Origin of the sequence: Mycobacterium sp. IS-1590 (genome assembly GCF_001500025.1) — a bacterium.
GTDB lineage: Bacteria > Actinomycetota > Actinomycetes > Mycobacteriales > Mycobacteriaceae > Mycobacterium.
The window spans coordinates 1-14656 of record NZ_LQIW01000025.1; the positions used below are offsets into that span (position 1 = coordinate 1).

A 14656-nucleotide genomic window follows, 5' to 3' on the forward strand; every position below is an offset into this window, starting at 1 on the left:
AAAACAGGGCATGGCAAAAAACAACAACAAACAAAAACCACCAAACACACTATTGAGTTCTCAAACAACACACCCGCTTTTGGGGCAACCCTGCCAGTCTATACCGATCTGGACAGAGACGTCAAACCCCGTCCTCCAGTCCGATTGGCCTGGGGCCGTGGGCTTCTCACAAGAGGATACGCCAGTCGGAGACAAACCCCAAAACAGGCTTCCGAGACGGGATTGACGCGCGCGGCAACCGTGCGCGGATCAGCTGACGCGCTCGATTTCAGCGCCCAGACTCTTGAGATTCTCGACGAACAGCGGATAGCCGCGGTCGATGTGGAAGACGTCGTGGACCTCGGTGTCGCCGTCGGCGACCAGCCCCGCCAGCACGAGCCCGGCGCCGGCCCGGATATCCGACGACCAGACTGGCGCACTGGACAGTTGCGAGATGCCCCGGACCACCGCGTGATGGCCGTCGGTCCTGGCATCGGCGCCCAGCCGCACCATCTCCTCGACGAATCGGAACCGCGCCTCGAACACGTTCTCCGTGATCATCGACGTGCCGTCGGCGATCGACGCCAAGGCGATCGCCATCGGCTGCAGGTCCGTCGGAAAACCGGGAAAGGGCAGCGTTGCGACGTTCACCGCCTTGGGACGCTCGTACTGGACCACCCGGAACCCGTCGTCGGATTGCGTCACGGTCGCCCCGGCGTCGTGCAGCTTGTGCAGTACCAGCTGCAGATGCTGCGGGTCGACGCCGGTCACCGAGATGTCGCCATGCGTCATCGCGGCGGCGATCCCCCACGTCGCGGCCACGATTCGGTCGCCGATCACCCGATGCTCGGTGGGATAGAGCCGGTCCACGCCGGTGATCGTCATGGTCGGCGTGCCCGCGCCGGAGATCTGGGCGCCCATCTGGTTGAGCATCGCGCAGAGATCGACGACGTCGGGTTCGCGCGCGGCGTTGTGGATGGTCGTGACACCCTCGGCGACGACGGCGGCCATCAGGATGTTCTCCGTCGCTCCGACCGACGGAAATTCCAGCTGGATCTCGGCGCCGCGGAGGTGGTCGGCCTCGGCCACCACGCAGCCGTGCTCGATGTTGCACCGCGCCCCCAATTGACGAAGGCCGGCTTGGTGCATGTCCAACGGCCGGGAGCCGATCGCGTCCCCTCCAGGCAGCGCGACCTTGGCCCGTTTACAGCGGCCGACGAGCGGGCCTAAGACGCAGACCGAGGCACGGAACTGCCGCACGGCGGCAAAATCGGCGTCGTACTTGGGTTCGTCGGGCGAGGTGATCCGAACGACGTCACCGTTCAGTTCGACAGTCGCCCCGAGACCTCGGAGCACCTCGGCCATCAGCGGTACATCGAGGATGTCCGGACAATTCGTGATCGTGCTGGTGCCTTCGGCCAACAAGGTCGCGGCCATCAGCTTCAACACGCTGTTCTTTGCTCCCCCGACGGCAACTTCGCCAGATAACCGGTTTCCGCCGGTCACCACGAATCGCTCGCTCACGCGGGTTAGTCTAAACAGCGCCGCGGGCCATGTCAGTTTCCTCGGCTACGGGTCCGGTACGGTTTGACCATGGCGGTTCATCTCACCCGGATATACACGCGTACGGGCGATGACGGCACCACGGGCTTGAGCGATTTCAGTAGGGTGTCAAAGAATGACGCCCGCCTCGTGGCGTATGCCGATTGCGACGAAGTCAACGCCGCCATCGGCGTTGCCATCGCCTTGGGAAACCCCGACGAGCAAATGTCGAAGGTACTCAAGCAGATTCAGAACGACCTCTTTGACGCGGGCGCTGATCTGTCGACTCCGGTGGTCGAGAAGCCCGAACACCCACCGCTGCGGATCACCCAAAGCTATATCGACCGGCTGGAAGCCTGGTGCGACGAGTTCAACGAATCGCTGCCCGCGCTGAATTCGTTTGTGCTGCCCGGCGGTACTCCCCTGTCCGCACTACTGCATGTGGCTCGTACGGTTGCCCGGCGCGCCGAACGATCTGCCTGGGCAGCGGTCGAGTATCACGGCGATTCGATCACCGTGTTACCCGCGAAATACCTGAACAGGCTGTCGGATCTGCTGTTCATCCTGTCGCGGGTCGCCAATCCACAGGGCGATGTGCTCTGGCAACCGGGCGGATGAGCACTCGCGCGAGGACCAACAGCGGGATCAGGCAACGGGTTAGAAGCTTCGGCGTCGCGCGCGAGGCGACGGCCGGGACTCCAACCAGGACAGAAACGCCGTCAGCGCACCACGATCCAGCGCGATCTCGTAGCCACGACGACGTTCGGGGCTGGTGTCGCGCAACTCGAGCACCACGATCTCGTCTGTCATGATGTCGAACTCGTCGCCGCGGGGACCCCGCCGCGACACGATCTCCAGCCCGCGGCGGCTCAACCGGCGATCCGGCCACCAGCGCAGGCTCGACAACCGGTAGAACCCGGCTTCGCCACCGCGATAACGCATTACACCGTGACGCCAACCTTGACCGCCGACAGCGGGTACGTCCCGCAGAATCGCGGCTGTACCGCCCACCTGCCGTAGCTTCCACAGCCGGTAGCACAGCACGATCACGACGAAAAGCAGCACGCAGATCAGCGCGACCATGATGAACATGAGCGCGCTCATCGGTTGCCGCTAGTCGAGTTGACCCAGGGCGCGAAGCCTGGCTCGACCCTTTGCCGCGACTGCGGGATCGTCGGATTCGGAGTCCTGCCGCGCACGGTCGCCGTCGATCTCGGACTCGAGTTCGGCGGACTCCGCAAGGATGATCACGCCTTCGCCGGTGACCGACATGAATCCGCCGTCGACAGCGATCCGCAGATCCTCCTCGCCCTCTCGCTCGACGCGCACCATGGCGTCGTCGACGAGCTGAGCAACCAACGGGATGTGGCGGGGCAGGATGCCGATCTCGCCCGCAGTGGTCCGGGTGAACAGGAATGTCGCCTTGCCCGACCAGATCTCCCGCTCGACGGCGACAATGTCGACGTCCAGATCCGCCATCGCTATTCGTCCTTGTCGGAGTCGTCGCCCTTGTCGGCGTCGCCGTTCGAGTCCGACTGAGCCGGGGCACCGTCACCGCCGCCGGCATCCATCTTGGCGCCGAGGCTTTCTGCCTTCTTCTCCAGATCTTCGAGACCACCGATGAGGAAGAACGCCTGCTCCGGCAGATGGTCGAAGTCGCCCTTGGTCAGCTTGTCGAACGCCTCGATGGTCTCCTTCAGCGGAACCGTCGAGCCGGGCTGACCGGTGAACTGCTCGGCCGCCATCATGTTCTGCGACAAGAAGCGCTCGATCCGGCGTGCGCGCTGCACCAGCTGCTTGTCCTCTTCGGCCAACTCGTCGATACCGAGGATCGCGATGATGTCCTGAAGGTCCTTGTAGCGCTGCAGGATTCGGATGACCTCTTGTGCGACGCGGTAATGCTCGTCGCCGACAACGCTCGGATCGAGGATCGTCGAGCTGGACGCCAGCGGGTCCACCGCCGGGAAGATGCCCTTGGAGAACACCGAACGGCTCAGCTCCGTGGTCGCGTCGAGGTGAGCGAACGTCGTCGCCGGCGCCGGGTCGGTGTAGTCGTCGGCCGGCACGTACACGGCCTGCATCGAGGTGATCGAGTGGCCTCGAGTCGAGGTGATGCGCTCCTGCAGCTCACCCATCTCGTCGGCCAGCGTCGGCTGGTAGCCCACCGCCGAGGGCATGCGGCCCAGCAGCGTCGAGACCTCCGAACCCGCCTGGGTGAACCGGAAGATGTTGTCGATGAACAGCAGCACGTCCTGGCCCTGCTCATCACGGAAGAACTCGGCCATTGTCAACGCCGACAACGCGACTCGCATACGAGTGCCCGGCGGTTCGTCCATCTGGCCGAACACCAGCGCCGTGTCCTTGAGCACGTCGGCGTCGGCGAGCTCGACCCAGAGGTCGTTGCCCTCGCGCGTGCGCTCACCCACGCCGGCGAACACCGAGGTGCCGCCGAAGTTGCGGGCGATGCGGTTGATCATCTCCTGGATCAGAACGGTCTTGCCGACGCCGGCGCCGCCGAACAGTGCGATCTTGCCGCCGCGGACATACGGGGTCAGCAGGTCGACGACCTTCAGACCCGTCTCCAGCATCTCGGTCTTGGGCTCGAGGTGGTCGAACGCCGGCGGCTTGCGATGAATCGACCAGCGGTCGAAGTCCTTGCCGTAACCGGGCTCGTCGAGGCAGTCGCCAAGCGCGTTGAACACGTGGCCCTTGACGCCGTCGCCGACCGGCACCGAGATCGAGCTGCCAGTGTCGGTCACCTCGACACCACGCACCAGACCGTCAGTGGGCTGCATCGAGATGCAGCGCACGAGATTGTCGCCGAGGTGCTGGGCGACCTCGAGGGTCAGCGTTTTCGCCAGGTCCTTGTAACCGATCTCGGCGTGCAGCGCGTTGAACAGTTCCGGCACGGAACCGCGCGGGAACTCGACGTCGACGACGGGGCCGGTGACACGTACGACGCGACCCGCGGTGTCGGTGCTGGTCGCTTTTTCAGCAGTAGCAGTCATTGTCTTCTCCGCTTTCTGGGGCTACTTCTTGGCGGCGTCCGCAAGCGCGTTCGCGCCACCGACGATTTCGCTGATTTCCTGGGTGATCTGAGATTGCCGCTCGCGGTTGGCCATCAGGGTCAGATCCTTGATGAGATCGTCGGCGTTGTCGGTCGCCGACTTCATGGCGCGCCGGCGAGAAGCCGACTCCGACGCCGCCGCCTCGAGCAGCGCGGCGAAGATGCGGGTGGAGATGTACCGCGGCAGCAGTGCGCCGAAGAGGGTTTCCGCATCCGGTTCGAAGGAGAACAGCGTCTGCAGTCCGGGGTCTTCTTCGCTGTACTCCACGACCATCGGCGCGATCCGGCGCGCGATCGCCGACTGCGACAGCATCGACCTGAATTCGGTGAACACGATGTGCAGTTCGTCGACACCGAGGATGTTGTCGGCGCCGGGGTCGTCGCCTTCGTCATCCATACCGGCCGTGAACGCATCGACCAGCGTGCTCGCGATCTCCTGGGCGTTCTCGTAGTCGGGCCGCTCGGAGAAGCCGGTCCACGACTGCTGGATGTCCCAGTTACGGAAGCTGTAGTACCCGAGAGCTTTTCGGCCCACCACGTACAGGATGGGCTCCTTGCCCTCCGAACGAAGAAGGGCGAACAGCTCCTCGGACCTCCGGAAGATGTTCGCGTTGTACGCGCCGGCGAGACCTCGGTCCGACGACACCACCAACACGGCAGCCCGCCGGGGGTTCTTGCGCGGGACGAGCAGCGGGTGGTCCAGTGCGCTCGCACTCGCGAGTTCGGTGAGCATGTTGGTGATCTCGCGGTCGTAGGGCCGAGCCGCCTCGACTCGAGCCTGCGCCTTGGCGATTCGCGACGTCGCGATCAGCTCCTGGGCCTTGGTGATCTTCTTGATCGAGCCCGCGGAGCGGATGCGGCCGCGCAATTCGCGCAGTGTGGCAGCCATCTGTGTTCAGGCCTTACTTCTTCTTCGGTGCGGGCTTGCGAACCTTCACCGATTCCTTCTCGACGTCTTCCTCGTCCATCGCCTCGACATGCTCGTCGGGTACGACCGAGCTGCCGTCGGTGGTGGCGAAGCCCTTCTTGAAGTCGTTGACGACCTTCTCGAGCTTCTCCTCCAACTCCTCGGAGAGCTTCTTGCTCTCCCGGATCTCCTTGAGGATGCCCTCCTGCGACCCCTTCACGTGATCGAGGAATTCGCGCTCGAACTTCTGAACGTCTTCGACGGGAACGGAGTCCAGGTGCCCCCTGGTGCCGAGGAAGATCGCGACGACCTGTTCCTCGACCGGCATCGGGCTGCTCTGCGGTTGCTTGAGCAACTCGACGAGCCGGGCACCGCGATCCAGCTGAGCCTTCGACGTCTCGTCCAGATCGGAGGCGAACGCGGCGAACGACTCGAGTTCGCGGTACTGCGACAGGTCCAGACGCAGCGAGCCGGCCACCTCTTTCATTGCCTTGATCTGCGCGGCGCCACCGACGCGCGACACCGAGACACCGACGTTGATGGCTGGTCGCACGCCCTGGTTGAACAGGTCGGTCTCCAGGAAGCACTGACCGTCGGTGATCGAGATGACGTTGGTCGGGATGTAGGCCGAGATGTCGTTGGCCTTGGTCTCGATGATCGGCAGACCGGTCAACGACCCGCCGCCGAGTTCGTCGGAGAGCTTCGCGCAGCGCTCCAGCAGGCGGGAGTGCAGGTAGAAAACGTCACCCGGGTACGCCTCACGGCCCGGCGGGCGGCGCAGCAGCAGCGAGATCGCGCGGTAGGCCTCGGCCTGCTTGGTCAGGTCGTCGAAGACGATCAGCACGTGCTTGCCGTCATACATCCAGTGCTGGGCGATCGACGAGCCGGTGTACGGCGCAAGCCATTTGAAGCCGGCCGAGTCCGATGCCGGTGCGGCGACGATGGTCGTGTACTCCATGGCGCCGCCCTCTTCGAGGGTCTGCCGCACACTGGCGATCGTCGTGCCCTTCTGCCCGATCGCCACGTACACGCAGCGGACCTGCTGATCGGGGTCGCCGGTCTCCCAGTTCTGCCGCTGGTTGAGGATGGTGTCCACGCATACCGCGGTCTTACCGGTCTTGCGGTCGCCGATGATCAGCTGACGCTGTCCGCGACCGATGGGGGTCTGCGAGTCGATGGCCTTGATGCCGGTCTGCAGCGGCTCGCTCACGCCCTGGCGCTGCACCACCGACGGCGCCTGGAGCTCGAGGGCGCGGCGTTCGGTCGTCTCGATCTCACCGCGGCCGTCGATCGGCTGGCCCAGCGGGTTGACCACACGACCGAGGAAGCCATCGCCCACCGGCACTGAGAGGACCTCGCCGGTGCGCTTCACCTGCTGGCCCTCTTCGATCTTCTCGAAGTCACCGAGGATGACCGCGCCGATGCTGTGCTCGTCGAGGTTCAGCGCCACGCCCAGCACGCCACCGGGGAACTCCAGCAGCTCCTGGGTCATCACCGACGGGAGACCCTCGACGTGAGCGATACCGTCGCCGGCGTCGATGACGGTGCCGATCTCTTCGCGCTCGGTGTCCGCCTCGAAGCCGGAGACATATTCCTCGATCGCGCCCTGGATCTCATCCGCCGAGATCGTCAACTCTGCCATGGTGTTCTGTCTTCCTACTTCGTGTGTGGTCTTGGTGTGGTGGGTCAGTCGGGTAAGCGGGTCTCGGCAGCCGCCAGCTTCGACGCCAGCGAACCGTCGATCACCTCGTCACCGACGGCGATCGTCAAGCCGCCGAGCAGCTCGGGGTTCACGTCGAGCTGAATCGACACGGGACGGCCGTAGATACGGGTCAGCAGTTCGGTGAGCCGCTGGTTCTGGGCGTCGCTGAGCTCAGCGGCCGCGCGCACCTGCGCGACGACCTCACCGCGCCGCGAGACGGCCAGGTTCGCGAGTTCGCGAACCGCCTCGTCGGCGCGCTCCCCGTGCAGCAGATCGAGTGTCTGACGCAGCAGGTCGGCGGTGTTCTTGCTCGCCCGGCGCCCAAGCACGTTGTTCAACAACCCGATCCGTCCCTCGAGGGGTGCGGTGTACTCGCCCAGCAGCGAGATCAGGCGCGGCTCGGAATCGAGGATGCGGCTGAACCGGAACAGCTGGTCCTCGACGTCCTCGATCTGGCCCTCCCCCTCGGCCCGCACCAGAAGTGCCAGCCGGGCGAGGTGCTGGATGCTGTGAATCAGATCGGACGTGGTCGACCAGCGCTGCGACACAGCGGTTTTGACGAGGTCGAGCGCGGAGTCCGACACCTTCCCGGAAAGCAGCCGCTCGACGAGCCGAACCTTGGGCTCATCAGCGCTCGAAGGATCGGCCAGATGCCGGGAGAGCACGGGCTCACGACGCAACAGTTTCGACGTCGACGCCAGATCGTCGGCCAACCGCGTCAGCGCGTCCGCGTCGAGACCGCTGGCCACCCCGTCGAACCGCTCCACCAGCTGAGCCAGGGAGTCGCGGCTGGCGGCGCGAAGCTTCGCCGTGACGACGTCTGTGAACGTCGTCGTCGACGGAGCCATCTCGTCGAGCTCGGCCAGGAAGCGGTCGACAGTCGCGGACTGTTCACCGCTATCGGAGACGAAGTCGCGCACGATATCGCCGGCGCGCTGTACCGATTCGGCGCCGAGGCTCTGCCGGAGCTCGCGGACGAGCTGCTGGCGCAGGAGCTGGACTTGTTGCGCCCCTAGCGTTTTGATGCGTTCGAGCTCGACGTCGGCCTGTGCGCGCAGCTGCTCGGCGATGATTTCGGCATCCTTGCGAGCCTCTTCGATCACATTCGCAGCCTCGGCCTTGGCCTGTTCCAGTGCCTTCGCGTGCTCGGTGTCGGCGTCGGCCACCTTCTTCTCGGCCTCGGCATGCTCTGCGAGCTGGTTGCGGACCGTCTCCTGCTGGGTCCTCATCATGTTGCGCACCGGGGGCACGACGAACTTGACGATCAGGAACACGATGATGACGAAGCCGATGAGCTGGCCGATGAAGGTCGACATTCGTCAGCGCTCCCGTCCTGAAGAGACCGGCACCGTGCGCGTAGCCACGTCGACGCCGAGCACCCGACTTGCGAGGTTGGCAGCCAATGTCTCCACCGACGACTGGAGATCGGCCGTCAGAGCCCGCGACTGTTGCGTGAGCTGCTCGTTCGCCTGCTGCAGAAGCGTCGATACCTCCGCGTTGGCACGGGCCCGTGCATCGTCGACGATCTTGCGACCCTCGGCACGGGCTTCTTCACGGACCGACGTCGCCTCGCGGCGGGCATCCGCCATCACGTTGCGATAATCCGCATCCGCAGCAGCCCGGAGCTTGGCTGCCCGTCGATTGTCCTCGGCCGTCTTGAACACCATCGCCTCGCGCTCGTGCAGGACCCGAGAAATCGGGGGCACAACCCACTTGGCGATCACTCCGAGCACGATCAAGAAGATCAGCAGCACGAAGATGAAGGTGCCGTTGGGGATGAGGAAGTTGCTTTGACCGCCTCCCTCAGCCGCCAACAGGACGACGTTCGAGTCAACCATGGCCGGCTTTAACCCCCGACCGGCGTGGCGAACACGAACAGCGCCATGAACGCCAGGTTGATGAAGTACATGGCCTCCACCAGACCCACCGTGATGAAGAACGGCACGAACAGACGACCCTGAGCTTCCGGCTGGCGGGCTACGCCATTGACCAGAGCGCTACCGACGACACCGTCGCCGATCGCGGCACCGATGGCGCCGCCGCCCAGAAGAAGTCCACCGCCGATGAGCGCTCCGGCAGCGATAGTGGGATCCATTCCTTATCCTCCTTGATATCTGGTAGCAGTCCTACCAGGTGGTTTTGTCGAGCATTTCCGCGTGGTCAGTGATGTTCGTCCTCGAGCTCCATCGACTGACCGAAGTACAAGATCGTCAGCAGCGCGAAGATGAACGCCTGGATGGCGCCGATGAACAACTCGAACGACTTCCACAGGGCGTTCGGTGCCCACAGGATGTATGCCGGGAACAGCGCGATGATCGTGACCATGATGCCGCCGGCGAAGACGTTGCCGAAAAGTCGGAGTGACAACGAGACTGGCTTGGCGAGCTCCTCGACGAGGTTGATCGGGGCGAGGAACGCCACGTGTCCCTTGAGCAGCCGCACGGGGTGGCCGATCGGGCCACGGCGCCAGAACCCGGCGGCGTGGTAGCAGATGAACACGAACAGGCCGAGCGCCAGGACGAAGTTGATGTCGGACGCCGCGGGCTTGAGGAGCTCGTGGATACCGGTCTCATTGCTGTACTGCCACGGGAACACCGACAGCCAGTTCGCGATCAGGATGTAGACGAACAGCGTCACCGCGAGAGGCAGCACGAACGGCGCGATCTTCATACCGATCGCGGACTCGACCTGATTGCGCACCTGGACGGTGATGGCTTCCCAGAAGAGCTGCACTCCGCTGGGCACTCCGCTCGACGTCACCTTCGCACGCAGGTAGAACGCCAGCGCCAGCACGATCACAGCGGCGATCGACGCGGAGAGCAACGTATCGGTGTTGACAGTCAGCCCAAACCAATTGGCCTCGGTATGCGTGCCGACGTGAATTCCGGAGTCGGCGGCGAGGATGGTTTCGGTCATTACTGGGCGGCCTCCCCTTGGGGTCCAACGGTGTCAGTCGGGCTGCCTGCGCGCAGCTTCCGCGCGACGGGCACTGCGGTTGAGAACACGAGCAGCATCTGGAACAACGCCATTCCGAAGACCACACCCAGTCCCTCGGGGCGGAACACGAATGCGATCACCAGTCCGACCACCGTCAGGACCATCAACCGGATAGCGGAATTCACGGCCATCTTGCTCTTCAGCGGGTGAGCGTGGGCGGTGATCCGCAGGGCGGATCGGCGTACCAGGATTGCGTTGAACAAGCCGAGGCCCAAGCCGATCCCGAAGAAGATCCCGACCATCGGGTGGCCGAGCAGGGCGGTCGCCACGGTGGCGAGAACGGTCAGCGCGAGGCAGATCACCGAGAGCCGCAACGGGCGGAACGCAACGGATGGCAACACCAATGGCGCATCTTGCGCTGGCGTCGTCACAACTTCACCTCAATCCGCGGTTCACGCTGGCTGCCCCGATGATTTGCGTGCGTGGCGCCCTGAGCGTATCGGAGGGCGTTTGGCTCGCTGGAATCACCCACGGGGCAGCTCCCTTTGTCGGTCGTGGTTCCGTTCCGATCGGTGGTGTTCCGATGGTCCGGGGGCCGGCAACCCGCGAGGTTTTTTTCGGGTTCTGAATGCACCCTAACACATGGTGGGAGGCCCAAATGGGGGTCTACTACTTTTCGTCGTACATGGGCTGGAACGAGCCGTTTCGCCGCCGGAGCAGAGGGATCAAAGTGACGATGACGGCGACCAGAATCGCGGCCAGCATGACGGCCCCGCTGTAGCGCGGATCGAAGAAGATCGTGCTGGCCGCACCGAAGCAGACGATGCTCACCCACAGATAGATCACCAGCACCACGCGCCGGTGCGAATGGCCGATCTGGAGCAACCGGTGATGCAGGTGCATCTTGTCCGGCGTCGTGAAGTGCACGCCTGCCCTGGTGCGCCGGATGATCGCCAGCAGCGTGTCGAGGGCCGGCACGAACATCACCGCGACCACGAGCAGGAACGGCGACAGCAGCGCGAAGACGTCGCGCACCCCGTACGCCGTCTGCGAAATGGGGCCGGCGGCCGTGGTGGCTGCCGCCGCCAGCATCAGGCCGATCAGCATCGACCCGGAATCCCCCATGAAGATCTTGGCGGGATGGAAGTTGTGCGGCAGGAACCCGAGGCACACCCCGGCCAGCACCACCGAGATCACCGCGGGCGGGTAGAACAGCACGTCGCCGCCGTGGTCACGCAGCAACCCGACCGAGAAGATGCAGATCGCCGATGCGGTGATGAGCCCCAGGCCCGCTGCCAAACCATCGAGACCGTCGATGAAGTTCATGGCGTTGACGATCGACACCGTCAGCGCCAACGTCAGCAGGATCGACGACACCTGATCCAGGACTATGGTGCCGACGCCGCCGATCGGGATGTAGAGCACGCTCCACGCCACCCCCATCGTGACGAGCACACTGGCCGCCGTGATCTGGCCGGCGAACTTCGTCAGGGAGTCCAACCCCCAGCGGTCGTCGATCAGGCCGACGACCATGATCAGGCCACCTGCGACGACGACGGCGGGCATACCCGTCGAATAGACGAACCCCCGCGTCAGGGCCGGTAGTTGGGAGGCCAGCAGGACGGCGAACGCGACTCCGAGGTACATCGCGAGCCCACCCATCCGCGGGATGGGTTGGGCGTGCACGTCGCGGTCGCGTGGGATCGCGACGGCACCGAAGCGACGCGCCAGGACCCTGACCCATCCGGTCGCGAAGTAGGTGATGATCGCCGCGGTCAGCCCGACCAGCGCGAGCTCCCGAATCGGTACGCCCGCACCGCGATCGTTGAGCGCCAGCAGCGTGTCGGTGGCGTAGACCACCGATGAACCGTACTGCACGAAAGCCAATCTCAGTCCGTCAAAGTCGCGGGCTCGACACCGAGCACGGTCGCGAGGGCCTCGACACCCACCGGGCCTTCACGAAGCACCCGGGGCCGCGCTCCGGTGAGGTCGACGATCGTCGACGCCGCCTGTCGCTCGGACGGTCCGGCTTCCAGATACACCTCGACTTGCTCGCCCAGTTGTTCGCGCGCCGCTTCCGCCGTGACGGCCGGGGGGTGCCCGGAGACGTTGGCACTCGAGACCGCCATCGGCCCGACCGCTCGCAGCAGTTCGATGGCCACCGGATGCAACGGCATACGCAGCATCACGGTTCCGTGTGCATCGCCGAGGTCCCAATGCAGCGACGGCGCCTGGCGCACCACCAAGCTCAGCGCGCCCGGCCAGAAGGCGCGGATGAGTTCACGTGCGGTGTTCGGCACGTTGTACACGAGGCCTTCGATCGTGTGCCAAGAGCCGACCAGGACGGGCACCGGCATGTCGCGGCCCCGACCTTTGGCTGCGAGCAGGGCGGCGACGGCTTCTCCGTCGAACGCGTCGGCACCGACGCCATAGACGGTGTCCGTCGGCAAGACGACAAGGCGGCCGCCCTTGAGCGCGCTGATCGCCGACGCGATACCGGTCTCACGCTGGCCGGCGTCGGAGCAGTCGAACAACTGACTCATGCCGCGACTTCTCCTTCGGGCGTCATCGGATCCTCCGTGCGGTCACGAACCGTCGCCGCCCGGTGAGATCATTCCGGGCGGTGATCTCGTCGAGATGCGGTGATCGGCGGAAAGACTCGACGGTACGTTGCGAGGTCGTGTCGTCGTGCTCGACGGCCACCAGACCGTCGGTGCGCAGCCACCGGCCCGCCAGGGCGGCGATCGGCTCGATCACCCGCATCCCGTCCGGTCCCCCGAACAGTGCGTGCTCCGGATCATGTTCGGCCACTTCGGGTTCCAGCTGCGCGCCGTCGGGAATGTAGGGCGGGTTCGCGACGAGGAGATCGACCGAACCGTCGAGTTCGGGTAGCAGTGCGGGTTCGGTCACGTCGGCGCAGACGAGCTCGACGGCCGTGCCGGCGAGATTGCGTCGCGCGTATTCGAGCGCCGCGTCGGAGTCGTCGACGGCGATGATGCGCGCGTCGGGCCGGCCGTTCGCCAGCGCGAGCGCCAGAGCGCCGCTGCCCGTGCACAGGTCGACGATCACCGGGGCGTCGGGCAACCGTTGTGCCAGAACCCATTCCAGCAGAGCTTCGGTCTCCGGGCGCGGGATGAACACGCCGGGACCGACGTGCAGATCGACCGGTCCGAACGCGGCGGTGCCGACCAGGTGCTGCAGCGGGATACGCCGGGCGCGTTGGGCGATGAGATCGTCGTAGCGTTCGGCGAACTCGGGTCCGGCCTCGGCGAACCGGAGACGGCCCCGCTCGACTCCCAACACGTGCGCGGCCAGCATTTCGGCGTCGACGCGCGGAGCCGCCACACCCGCTTCGGCCAGCACCGACGCAGCGGCGTCGATGGTCTGGCTCAGCGTGGTGGATGCCGGCGCCGGGCTGGGCCGGGTCATGTGGCCTGCAGTCTCGCTTGCTTGTCGGCGGCGGCCAGCGCGTCGAACAGGTCGTCGAGGTCGCCGTCGAGGACCTGGTCGAGGTTGTGCGCCTTGAAGTTGATCCGGTGATCGGCGATCCGGTTCTCCGGGAAGTTGTAGGTCCGGATGCGCTCGCTGCGGTCCACGGTGCGGATCTGGCTGGCTCGGTCGGCCGAGGCGTCGGCCTGCGCCTGCTCCTCGGCCATCGCCTGCAGTCGCGCGGCGAGCACCTGCATCGCACGCGCCTTGTTCTGCAGCTGCGAACGCTCGTTCTGACAGGTGACGACGATGCCCGTGGGCAGGTGGGTGATGCGCACGGCGGAGTCGGTGGTGTTGACGCCCTGGCCACCCTTGCCCGACGACCGGTAGACGTCGACGCGCAGATCGGATTCGTCGATCTGCACCTCTTCGACCTCTTCGGGTTCCGGGTAGACGAGCACCCCGGCCGCGGAAGTGTGCACGCGGCCCTGCGACTCGGTGACCGGGACACGTTGCACCCGGTGCACACCGCCTTCGAACTTCAGCCGCGACCACACACCGTCGGCGGAGTCGCCTTTGCTGCGGATCGAGAGCGTGGCGTCCTTATAGCCGCCGAGGTCGGAGAACGTCTCGTCGAGCACGGTGACAGTCCAGCCGTGGCGCTCGGCGTAGCGGATGTACATCCGGGCCAGATCGGCGGCGAACAGCGCGGACTCCTCGCCGCCCTCCCCCGACTTGACCTCGAGGACGATGTCGTCGGCGTCGTGCGGGTCGCGGGGTGCCAGCAGGTCGGTCAGCTGGGTGTCGAGTTGTTCGACGGTGGCCACCAGCTCGTCGACCTCGGCCGCGAAGGACGCGTCGTCGGCCGCCAGCTCCCGTGCTGCCTCCAGGTCGCCGCGGGCGGTCTCGAGCTTGCGGTAGGTCGCGACGATCGGCGACACCTGCGCGAAGCGCCTGCCGACCTTGCGGGCGCGGGCGGCGTCGGCATGCAGGCCCGGATCGCTGAGCTGGCGTTCGAGGTCGGCATGCTCGGCCAGCAGCGCGTCGATCGCTCCTCCCGGCTGAGCCGGGGATTCGGCGCGAGCCATGTCGA

General features: G+C 65.5%; 16 protein-coding genes. 1 reads left to right on the plus strand and 15 read right to left on the minus strand.

The window, feature by feature from the left end; all coding sequences use genetic code 11:
* Positions 1 to 249: 249 nt before the first annotated feature.
* Positions 250 to 1503, minus strand: a complete 1254-nt coding sequence (gene murA, locus AU197_RS16985) for a UDP-N-acetylglucosamine 1-carboxyvinyltransferase (protein WP_064403877.1) — start codon at positions 1501 to 1503, stop codon at positions 250 to 252.
* A 69-nt stretch (positions 1504 to 1572) separates the two neighbouring features.
* Between murA and AU197_RS16990 the strand changes: the two genes are divergently transcribed.
* Entirely contained in the window at positions 1573 to 2139 is a 567-nt protein-coding gene (locus tag AU197_RS16990) for a cob(I)yrinic acid a,c-diamide adenosyltransferase (RefSeq protein WP_064403878.1), read from the plus strand.
* A gap of 39 nt (positions 2140 to 2178) precedes the next feature.
* Here AU197_RS16990 and AU197_RS16995 read toward each other — a convergent pair whose 3' ends face one another.
* The 14 genes from AU197_RS16995 to prfA form a co-directional block, all read right to left on the minus strand.
* Positions 2179 to 2625 carry a DUF2550 domain-containing protein gene (locus tag AU197_RS16995; RefSeq protein ID WP_064403879.1) on the minus strand — a complete coding sequence of 149 codons (447 nt, stop codon included), beginning with the start codon at positions 2623 to 2625 and terminating at the stop codon, positions 2179 to 2181.
* A 9-nt stretch (positions 2626 to 2634) separates the two neighbouring features.
* Positions 2635 to 3000 carry a F0F1 ATP synthase subunit epsilon gene (locus tag AU197_RS17000; RefSeq protein WP_064347140.1) on the minus strand — a complete coding sequence of 122 codons (366 nt, stop codon included), beginning with the start codon at positions 2998 to 3000 and terminating at the stop codon, positions 2635 to 2637.
* A gap of 2 nt (positions 3001 to 3002) precedes the next feature.
* Positions 3003 to 4529 carry a F0F1 ATP synthase subunit beta gene (gene atpD / locus AU197_RS17005; RefSeq protein WP_064403880.1) on the minus strand — a complete coding sequence of 509 codons (1527 nt, stop codon included), beginning with the start codon at positions 4527 to 4529 and terminating at the stop codon, positions 3003 to 3005.
* A 21-nt stretch (positions 4530 to 4550) separates the two neighbouring features.
* Positions 4551 to 5477 (minus strand): F0F1 ATP synthase subunit gamma, encoded by a 927-nt coding sequence (locus AU197_RS17010; protein ID WP_064403881.1) that lies wholly within the window; start codon positions 5475 to 5477, stop codon positions 4551 to 4553.
* 13 nt (positions 5478 to 5490) lie between these two features.
* Positions 5491 to 7137 (minus strand): F0F1 ATP synthase subunit alpha, encoded by a 1647-nt coding sequence (gene atpA / locus AU197_RS17015; protein WP_064403882.1) that lies wholly within the window; start codon positions 7135 to 7137, stop codon positions 5491 to 5493.
* 44 nt (positions 7138 to 7181) lie between these two features.
* Positions 7182 to 8513: a F0F1 ATP synthase subunit B/delta gene (locus AU197_RS17020; RefSeq protein ID WP_064403883.1), complete on the minus strand. Its 1332-nt coding sequence runs from the start codon at positions 8511 to 8513 to the stop codon at positions 7182 to 7184.
* 3 nt (positions 8514 to 8516) lie between these two features.
* Positions 8517 to 9035 (minus strand): F0F1 ATP synthase subunit B, encoded by a 519-nt coding sequence (locus AU197_RS17025; protein WP_064403884.1) that lies wholly within the window; start codon positions 9033 to 9035, stop codon positions 8517 to 8519.
* 8 nt (positions 9036 to 9043) lie between these two features.
* On the minus strand, positions 9044 to 9292 hold the full coding sequence (locus AU197_RS17030; protein WP_064347125.1) for a F0F1 ATP synthase subunit C: 249 nt from the start codon (positions 9290 to 9292) through the stop codon (positions 9044 to 9046).
* 65 nt (positions 9293 to 9357) lie between these two features.
* Positions 9358 to 10113 (minus strand): F0F1 ATP synthase subunit A, encoded by a 756-nt coding sequence (gene atpB / locus AU197_RS17035; protein ID WP_064403885.1) that lies wholly within the window; start codon positions 10111 to 10113, stop codon positions 9358 to 9360.
* The gene (locus AU197_RS17040; RefSeq protein WP_064403886.1) at positions 10113 to 10565 is read right to left on the minus strand and encodes an ATP synthase subunit I; all 453 of its coding nucleotides are present in this window, start codon (positions 10563 to 10565) and stop codon (positions 10113 to 10115) included. The genes atpB and AU197_RS17040 overlap by 1 nt, the downstream gene beginning before the upstream one ends.
* Positions 10566 to 10803: 238 nt before the next feature.
* Positions 10804 to 12012 (minus strand): glycosyltransferase family 4 protein, encoded by a 1209-nt coding sequence (locus AU197_RS17045; protein ID WP_064403902.1) that lies wholly within the window; start codon positions 12010 to 12012, stop codon positions 10804 to 10806.
* An 11-nt stretch (positions 12013 to 12023) separates the two neighbouring features.
* Positions 12024 to 12677, minus strand: coding sequence for an L-threonylcarbamoyladenylate synthase (locus AU197_RS17050; protein ID WP_064403887.1), 654 nt, complete (start codon positions 12675 to 12677; stop codon positions 12024 to 12026).
* Between the two features lie 22 nt (positions 12678 to 12699).
* Entirely contained in the window at positions 12700 to 13563 is an 864-nt protein-coding gene (gene prmC / locus AU197_RS17055; RefSeq protein WP_064403888.1) for a peptide chain release factor N(5)-glutamine methyltransferase, read from the minus strand.
* Positions 13560 to 14651, minus strand: a complete 1092-nt coding sequence (prfA, locus tag AU197_RS17060) for a peptide chain release factor 1 (protein WP_064403889.1) — start codon at positions 14649 to 14651, stop codon at positions 13560 to 13562. The genes prmC and prfA overlap by 4 nt, the downstream gene beginning before the upstream one ends.
* Positions 14652 to 14656 lie beyond the last annotated feature (5 nt).